Origin of the sequence: Providencia sp. PROV033 (assembly GCF_028484855.1) — a bacterium.
In the GTDB taxonomy this organism is placed as follows: domain Bacteria; phylum Pseudomonadota; class Gammaproteobacteria; order Enterobacterales; family Enterobacteriaceae; genus Providencia; species Providencia alcalifaciens.
On the sequence record NZ_JAMPSW010000025.1, the window covers coordinates 39,406 to 45,811 of the forward strand.

The following is a 6,406-nucleotide window of genomic DNA, read 5'->3' on the forward strand; positions in this document are numbered from 1 at the left end:
ATAAAAATCAAGACAGAATGATAGTTAACGCGAAGTGATGACCAATTCTTCATACCCTGAAAGCGTGCAATGCTCACGGGTAAATGTATTATTTTCTAATTCGCCAATAATTAATTCGAGGGTGGTTCTGACGGTGCAGCCGGGCATCATATGCCCACCACGCATATGTCCATTTTCATCGGAGACTGCAAGATGGAGATGCTCACCTTGTGCATCGAGTGTCCCGATAAGCGATACAATTTCAAATTTACCGGATGTCAGATGAGTATCTTCTTGCCCCGCAAAGCGCAGTGCAACATCGGTTAAACTACCGACACAGCCTGCAATAAATGCAGCTTGTAGCTGGTGGTGCTTTACCTGTTGTTGCAATGTGAGAATAACATCATCCCCTGGGCGTAAGCGTAGAGCGATAAAACGCGCATTTGAGTAAGTTGCTAAAGAATGAGACATAGCAAAGATCCTTGCGAATCATGTTGATAGATTTTGGTAATCTATTATACGAATTGATAAATGGCTGTCTGGGAAAGGCGATTTTTTCTGGGTTTTTTAGTGAAACACACTGCATCTTGAAAAAGATTGATAGAGAAGGTCGGGAAAAACAGAAAAAAATGGAAGTAGAGTCCCAAATATTCTAATTATTTGGCTTAAGCTTTCATCTGGTTTGCAAGGCTGAGCAAAAAACAGTGTTGTTTTTAAGGTAAACTGTTTTTCAGATAAACGATGGAAAATAGTGCTGAGCGATGAAGGAATGTTTGCCTCTTCAGCGCGAGATCAATAACATACAAACTTTATGGATGCAGTGAAAGTGGAATACTGCAACGTATTTATTTTACAGGGGAAAATCTATGAGCCAAGTTGATCCAACACTGATCATTTTGCTGGTACTGGCAGGGCTAGGTATTATCAGCCATAACATGACGGTGACGTTAGCCATGCTGTTTCTGTTGGTTGTACGGATCACGCCACTGAATAATTTCTTTCCTTGGGTAGAAAAATACGGATTAACTATTGGTATTTTAATATTGACAATAGGGGTAATGGCGCCGATTGCCAGTGGGAAGATCTCCGCAAATGATGTATTAGGCTCATTTTTGAATTGGAAATCACTCTTAGCAATAGTGATTGGCGTGTTGGTTTCTTGGTTAGGGAGCCGTGGGGTGGCACTCATGGGAAGCCAACCTTCAACTGTTGCAGGATTATTAGTCGGTACGGTGATTGGTGTGGCACTATTTCGCGGGGTTCCTGTCGGACCGTTGATTGCGGCTGGAATTCTCTCATTATTGGTTGGTAAATCGTAGCGCGACTTATGCAAAAATCATTACAGGCAATTGTTGAACAGCTACAAACTGTGGGTTATCGCCGTTTGCTGGTGATATCAGGTGAGAGTGAATGGGTCACGAATGAACTTCAGCAAATTCAAAGTTATTTAGCGGGAGATTGGCTGTGTATTTCATCAGAGTTACCCAATAATATCCTACCGGAAAAAGCGCAATTATTGCTGGGACGTGAATTCACCCATGGCATCTTTGATGCACGTAAAGGTCTGCACAGCGAAGCCCTTGCTATCTTAGCGGGAACATTAAAAGCGGGTAGTTTATTGGTGCTCTGTACTCCGCCACAGTCAACGTGGGCAAGTCAAAATGATGCGGATAGTGAGCGTTGGAATGAGCACTTTGGTCAAATCCCTACTCCCAATTTTGTCCATCATTTACAGCGAACATTTTTGAATTGTCCCGAAGTGTTAGTTGTGGAACAAAACCAGCCACGTTTCTTGAATTTGCTACCCGATCACCCCAAATGGTTTCCACCTTTAGGTCAACCGACTCAACAGCAGCTCAATGCCCTGAAACAATTAATGTCCGCTAATTGCGGTGTTTGGGGATTGATCGCACCTCGAGGAAGAGGAAAATCGACAGTTGCAGGGATGCTGATAAAACAGTGGCAGGGAAAGTGCTGGTGTTGTGCACCAGCGAAAGTTTCCACCCGTGTAGTGGCTGAGTATGCGGAACATGAACTTGAATTTTGGGCACCAGATGCGCTTTTACACTATTGCGAATTTGGTCAAACGATTGATGCAGATTGGTTGATTATTGATGAAGCCGCTGCAATTCCAACGCACATGCTACGAAAAATTATCGCCTACTTTCCACGGGTTTTAATGACGACGACAGTCGAAGGGTATGAAGGAACTGGGCGTGGATTTGTGATTAAATTTTGCGATAGCCTTGAGAATTTTACTGCGTTATCGCTAACTCAGCCGATTCGATTTGCGCAGGATGATCCGCTCGAAAAAGTGATTAATCAGAGTCTTTTGTTAGGTGAGGTGGAATCCCCTCATACTATCGATGCACCAGCGATTACACAGTTGTTGAGCCAACAACAACTTGCGGATGATCCTAAGTTGCTGAAGGGGTTTTATGGTTTATTAACGGCGGCACATTATCGAACGTCACCTCTGGATCTACGACGATTATTGGATGCTCAGCATCAACATTTTGCGATGATAAGCCAAGATAATCAGGATGTTATGGGGGCTGTTTGGTTGGTGGATGAAGGAGGGTTAGAGACGCATTTAAGCTGGCAAATTTGGGCTGGATTACGGCGTCCTCGGGGAAATTTAGTAGCGCAATCTCTTGCTGCGCATAGTTATTTTCCTGAAGCATCGAGGTTGCGTTCTCGGCGTGTGATGAGGATTGCAGTGCAGACCCGATATCGCCGCCAAAAAATCGGGCAACGCTTATTAGCATTACAAGTGGAACGCGGTGTTCAGGATGGTTTGGATTTTCTTTCGGTGAGTTTTGGTTTGACGCCTGACTTATTGGCATTTTGGCAATCAGCGGGATTCCATCTTTTACGTATAGGGCGCCATATTGAGGCAAGTAGTGGCTGTTATACTGCAATGGCGATATTGCCGTTATCTACGGAAGCTCAGGCAATCTGCCACCTGGGGCAACATCGCTTACAGCGAGATCTGTTTTGGCGTGATGATCTCGATGAATTTAATCTGAAAAGCACATATGAGCAGCTACTTGATGCTGGGGATTGGCTAGAATTAGTCGGCTTTAGCCATTATAGCCGCTCGCTTGCGGCGAGTGAGGCGTCACTACAGCGCTTTTTAGCTGTTTTTCAGCAACAACATTCGCATGAAATAGTGAATACTGCTCTTGGATATTACTTCCAGCAAGGGCTATCCATCGAGCAGGCAGCAAAGCGGCTAGGTTTAGCAGGGCAAAAACAGTGGCTAAAACGTGCAAGAATGGAAATTGCACAATGGTTGAATGATTATTACGCTGAACAGACGCGCGGATTAAAACAGCAAATTAGCGTTTTTTGTCCTTAGGCCAGTCGTCGTCTTCATCGTCCCACAGGTGATTATTATCTTGGTGAGGTGGAATTTTAGGTTTGTCGTCTAAATATTTTTTGGGGTCGAGTCGCATCATTTCTTTAACTGAATTCCAAATGACGCCAACCAATAAAAGTAGAATGATCCACCAATAATCGGCTAACCAATGCATATTTGCCTTCTTATATTAATCATAATAATGTGTAGCGCAGCCAACGTTGCTAATTAGCTAGCTTAAGTGGGGTTATTTAACCATGTTTTTTGTTTTAACGGGAGAGCCGGAATGAATATAAAGAAGATCATATTCATTACAGTAGGGTGGATTGCCGTTGGCTTAGCCTTTTTAGGCGCAATTTTACCTGTGATGCCAACAACGTGTTTTTTATTACTGGCAGCATGGTGTTTTTCTCGTTCATCCCCACGTTTTCATAATTGGCTATTGTATCGCTCATGGTTTGGCGGTTATTTACGTCACTGGCAGACTTATCGGGCATTACCTAAAGGTGTAAAACCGAAAGCGATGACGCTCATCGTCCTGACATTTGCATTTTCGATTTGGGTGGTCAGTTATGGGTGGTTAAAAATCGGGCTATTCGTGGGAATGTGTTGGTTGCTGATTTTTATGTACCGTTTACCTGTAGTGGATGCCACGGAAACTCAGCAGAGTAAGACTGAGTTATAAAGTAGAAAAATGTCACTCAGTAAGGCACCGAGTGACAATAAACATTAATCCGGCACTTTAATATAGCGGTTAAACACATATTCAAGGTTAGCGAGTAACCAGTTTTTCCCGCTAATATCTTCCTCAGTGAGTACCTGTTTGATAATGTCTGGCGTTAATAACTGCTCTGCTTCATGGGACAACGGCCAGTAACTAATGTGCCAAGGTTCTTCTGCTACACCGGCATCTGTAGCAGTAAAAGGGCGATAGAAATCAAACGTTGCCATATTATCGGTGAGCCAATCATTTAACTCAGCGAAATACCCACCTTCTTGGTATTCCCACGGTTCCAATTGCAATGTTTGTCCAGCGGGGATCCGTAGCGGATCGTAAACATCAATTTCAGTTCCCCAATGATGGCGGCTAGCACCGGGCAACGCAGACCAATGCAAAATCGCTTCACACAGCTGCCCTTCAGTTAAGGTCGAAATGTCTAGCGGTTGGCTGTGTGTATCGAGAACAGGACGTTGACCTGCAAATTTTTCATTCCAAATCACCTGTTGACGAGCAAAGTCGCGAAATGCGCTGGCAGATTGTAACTTGAATCCTGCGCGTGCCGCAGCTTGTTGCATAGCAAGAAAGGCTTTAGTGGTATTAAATTGCAGTCGATGATGACCGCCTAATGTGACTAAATGGTCGGTGGAACGCCCTGTAAGCATCTCGATGGTGATCATAGTAGTAGTAACTCCATGATGCGCTCATAAATGACAGCGAGCTGTTGTAAATCCTCGGTGCTAACGCACTCATCCACTTTATGGATGGTGGCATTCAGTGGGCCCAATTCAATCACATGGGTACCCATTTGCGCAATAAAACGCCCGTCAGATGTACCGCCGCTGGTGGATAGTGTGGTTTCACGCCCTGTAACTTCATGGATAGCTTGGACGGTTGCACTCACTAATTCACTGTCACCTGTTAAGAAAGGCTGACCGGATAAGAACCATTCTAAGCGATAAGCCAGACCATGGCGCTCAAGCATGTCCGTGACGCGTTCACGGATTATGGTGTCAGTCAATTCCGTACTAAAGCGGAAGTTGAATTGTACCTTTAGCTCTCCAGGGATCACGTTATCTGCACCCGTACCCGCATTAATATTGGCAATTTGCATGCTGGTGGCAGGGAAGTATTGGTTACCGTCATCCCATTTGGTTGTGACTAATTCTTGAAGAAAGTTTGTTGCGCGATGCACGGGGTTGTCTGCAAGGTGTGGGTAAGCGACGTGCCCTTGTGTGCCTAAAATGGTTAAGTGGGCGGTGATAGAGCCTCGACGACCATTTTTAATGATATCGCCAAGCGCAGATTGGCTCGACGGTTCCCCTACTAAGCAGTAATCGACGGATTCATGGCGAGCTTGTAATGTTTCAACGACTTTAACAGTTCCGTGGGTCGCTTTAGCCTCTTCATCAGAGGTAATCAAAAATGCGAGACGTCCCGTATGAGTCGGATATTTTTCGACAAAGCGCTCAGCGGCCACGACCATCGCGGCAATAGAGCCTTTCATATCAGCGGCGCCACGCCCATATAAATGCTGATTGATAATGGTTGGCGTGAATGGCGGCGTCTGCCACTTGCTATGATCGCCAGCAGGGACAACATCTGTGTGTCCAGCAAACGCAAGTGTTTTACCTGCGTTGCCGCGATGAGCCCAAAAATTAAGCGTATCGCCAAATGGCATTTTTTCGACAGTAAAACCGATGTTATTCAAACGTTCAATCAGTAAATCTTGGCAACCTTGGTCATCAGGGCTGATTGATGGGCGTGCAATAAGTTGTTGTGCAAGTTCGATGACAGGGCAGTTCATTGAGTCACCTTTTATCGTGTGAATGATTGGTAGTCGTCAGCATTGAATCCGACAAGGTAACGGTGGTCTGCGGAGACAAGGATAGGGCGCTTGATCATTGCTGGTTCAGCGAGTAGTACTTTCTTGGCGCTGTCTGCATCAATAACGGCATTTTTTTCTTCATCACTCAGTTTACGCCAAGTGGTACCTCGTTTGTTCACAAGCGTTTCCCAATCGATATGCTGTAAAAATGTGGAGAGAAGCTCATCTGTAATGCCATCAACGCGATAGTCATGGAATTGGTAGCCGATTGCATTATCGTCTAAGTAACGGCGTGCTTTTTTAATGGTATCGCAGTTTTTAATCCCATACATGGTATAAGGGGGCACAGGGGTATTGGACATATGATTTTCCTCTGATGGCGAACAATGTTATGCCATACATAATGCGGGAAAATACAATTGTGGTCTACCCCCTTGAATCGAAAAGATTTATTAATATTAAAAGCGATTTAATAATAACTAAAGCGGAGTTAATATTCATGATTTTATAAATGGATAAC

8 protein-coding genes are annotated in these 6,406 nt (G+C 44.5%); 3 read left to right on the top strand and 5 right to left on the bottom strand.

Annotated features, from left to right (window positions below; translation table 11 throughout):
* Positions 1-24 precede the first annotated feature (24 nt).
* Positions 25-450 (bottom strand): PPC domain-containing DNA-binding protein, encoded by a 426-nt coding sequence (locus PSF16_RS06600; protein ID WP_006658883.1) that lies wholly within the window; start codon positions 448-450, stop codon positions 25-27.
* 395 nt (positions 451-845) lie between these two features.
* Between PSF16_RS06600 and PSF16_RS06605 the strand changes: the two genes are divergently transcribed.
* Entirely contained in the window at positions 846-1,298 is a 453-nt protein-coding gene (locus tag PSF16_RS06605; RefSeq protein ID WP_006658881.1) for a DUF441 domain-containing protein, read from the top strand.
* 8 nt (positions 1,299-1,306) lie between these two features.
* Positions 1,307-3,340: a tRNA(Met) cytidine acetyltransferase TmcA gene (locus PSF16_RS06610; RefSeq protein ID WP_272688995.1), complete on the top strand. Its 2,034-nt coding sequence runs from the start codon at positions 1,307-1,309 to the stop codon at positions 3,338-3,340.
* Here PSF16_RS06610 and PSF16_RS06615 read toward each other — a convergent pair.
* Entirely contained in the window at positions 3,321-3,515 is a 195-nt protein-coding gene (locus PSF16_RS06615) for a YpfN family protein (protein ID WP_006658879.1), read from the bottom strand. The genes PSF16_RS06610 and PSF16_RS06615 overlap by 20 nt on opposite strands.
* Positions 3,516-3,626: 111 nt before the next feature.
* Between PSF16_RS06615 and PSF16_RS06620 the strand changes: the two genes are divergently transcribed.
* Positions 3,627-4,025, top strand: a complete 399-nt coding sequence (locus PSF16_RS06620; RefSeq protein ID WP_006658878.1) for a DUF454 family protein — start codon at positions 3,627-3,629, stop codon at positions 4,023-4,025.
* Positions 4,026-4,069: 44 nt separating this feature from the next.
* On the opposite strand, the gene PSF16_RS06625 is transcribed toward PSF16_RS06620, so the two are convergent.
* From PSF16_RS06625 to PSF16_RS06635, 3 genes are read right to left on the bottom strand one after another with little or no spacing between them, the layout of a single operon-like run.
* Positions 4,070-4,738, bottom strand: a complete 669-nt coding sequence (locus tag PSF16_RS06625; protein WP_006658877.1) for a M15 family metallopeptidase — start codon at positions 4,736-4,738, stop codon at positions 4,070-4,072.
* Positions 4,735-5,865: a succinyl-diaminopimelate desuccinylase gene (dapE, locus tag PSF16_RS06630; protein ID WP_272688996.1), complete on the bottom strand. Its 1,131-nt coding sequence runs from the start codon at positions 5,863-5,865 to the stop codon at positions 4,735-4,737. The genes PSF16_RS06625 and dapE overlap by 4 nt, the downstream gene beginning before the upstream one ends.
* Positions 5,866-5,876: 11 nt before the next feature.
* Positions 5,877-6,248, bottom strand: a complete 372-nt coding sequence (locus tag PSF16_RS06635) for an ArsC family reductase (RefSeq protein WP_006661614.1) — start codon at positions 6,246-6,248, stop codon at positions 5,877-5,879.
* Positions 6,249-6,406: the final 158 nt, after the last annotated feature.